The organism is Streptomyces alkaliphilus (assembly GCF_014141535.1).
Taxonomy (GTDB): domain Bacteria; phylum Actinomycetota; class Actinomycetes; order Streptomycetales; family Streptomycetaceae; genus Streptomyces; species Streptomyces alkaliphilus.
The window spans coordinates 1-1,614 of sequence record NZ_VKHT01001083.1; the positions used below are offsets into that span (position 1 = coordinate 1).

At 74.5% G+C, this 1,614-nt stretch carries 2 protein-coding genes; one reads left to right on the forward strand and one right to left on the reverse strand.

Going from position 1 to position 1,614, the window contains the following annotated elements; genetic code table 11:
- Positions 1-193: 193 nt before the first annotated feature.
- Positions 194-619, reverse strand: coding sequence for a VOC family protein (locus FNQ90_RS22535; protein ID WP_228471508.1), 426 nt, complete (start codon positions 617-619; stop codon positions 194-196).
- Positions 620-923: 304 nt separating this feature from the next.
- On the opposite strand from FNQ90_RS22535, the gene FNQ90_RS22540 reads away from it, so the two are divergent.
- Positions 924-1,614, forward strand: a 691-nt coding sequence (locus FNQ90_RS22540) for a winged helix-turn-helix transcriptional regulator (RefSeq protein ID WP_323380124.1), incomplete at its 3' end; no start/stop codon positions are given.

Here is a 1,614-nt window from a genome sequence, read left to right on the forward strand (position 1 = left end):
CCACCGGCCGGAGGACGGACCGGGTGGCTCCTCCCGGGGCGCCTCCCGGGACATCGGGGGCGGGGGCCGGCGTCGCCCCGGGGGTGACGCCGGCCGACATCGGGAGGACCGGGGGAGCCATGGACGTCTCCTGTGCGTACTGCGGACGGGTTCCCCGCGGGGACGTGCCCCGCGGGTGTGGGCGGCGCTCCGCTCAGGCCCCGCCGGACGCCGTGGAGGTGGCCACGGCCTCCGTGTCCATGTGCGCCACCTCCCGGACGTGGCCGTCGGGGTCCCGGAAGCTCGCCACGTACATCGGGCCCTCGTCCATCACCGGCTTCCACGGCTCGGCGCCCGCCGCCAGTGCGCGGGCGAGCAGGTCGTCGACCTCCGCGCGGCCGGAGGCGGAGAGGGCGACCAACACCCCGGTGCCCGCCTCGGGGTCGGCCGGGGGGCCGTTGATGAACTCCTCGAAGTGCTCCTCGGTGAGGAGCATGACGCCGATGTTCTCCTCGATCTCGACCCAGGTGGCGCGATCGTCGGAGAAGTCCTCGTTGAAGGAGAAGCCCAGCGCCGCGAAGAACTGCCGGGAGCGGGCGAGGTCCCTCACCGGCGGATTCACGAAGATCATGCGCATCATGGTGCCTCCCGGGCACGTGTGGCGCGGTCCGTCGGACGCTGTCGCCCGACCGCGGGAAACCGCGCCCGACCTGCCCCGACGCCCCCGCGGAGATCGCCGGGGAGGCCGTACTTGCAAACTAACAGCGGCCACTGACAGACGCGCATCGAAGACTGCGTCACCCGCATCGATTCCCCCGGCCCCCGGGTAGCATCGAAGACGGAGGGACCTCCCCGACCGGCGGAAACGGACGGGACACGAGGCGCCGATGCGCGGAACGGACGGCACGACACACATGGGCGGCAGGGCGAGCACTCCGGACGCTGTGACCAAGCGCAGCTACGACGACGCCTGCGGGGCGGCGCACGCCCTCGACCTGGTCGGTGAGCGCTGGGCCCTGCTGGTCGTGCGCGAACTGCTCCTCGGCCCCAAGCGGTACAGCGACCTCCTCGCCGACCTTCCCGGCATCAGCACCACCGTGCTCTCCCACCGCCTCACCGAGCTGGAGCGCGGCGGGGTGGTGCGGCGCCGCGAACTGCCCCCGCCCGCCGCCTCCCGGGTCTACGAACCCACCGAGTGGGGGGCGGAGCTGGAGCCGATCATCATGGCGTTCGGCCGCTGGGGCGCCCGCTCCCCGGCGCACCGCCGGGACGCCCACCTGAGCGTCAACTCCCTCGTGCTCTCGCTGCGCACCAACTTCGACGCCGCCCGCGCGGCCGGCGTGCGTGCGGCGGTGCTGCTGCGCCCCGACGGGCGGCCCTTCCTCGCCCGGGTGGCGGAGGGTCGACTGGAGGTGCGGCCGGTGGAGCCGGACCGTGTCCCGGCCCCCGCGAGCGATACCGACGGGGCCGGTGGGTCCGGCCCGCGCGCCGCCGTCACCGGCCCGCCCGCCGGACTGGCCGCCGTCGTCTACGGAGGGGTGGGCCTGGAGGAGGCCCACGAGGCGTTCGGCGTGGAGGTCACCGGTGACCGGGAGACCGCCCGCCGCTTCCTTTCCCTGTTCACCCTCCCCGACC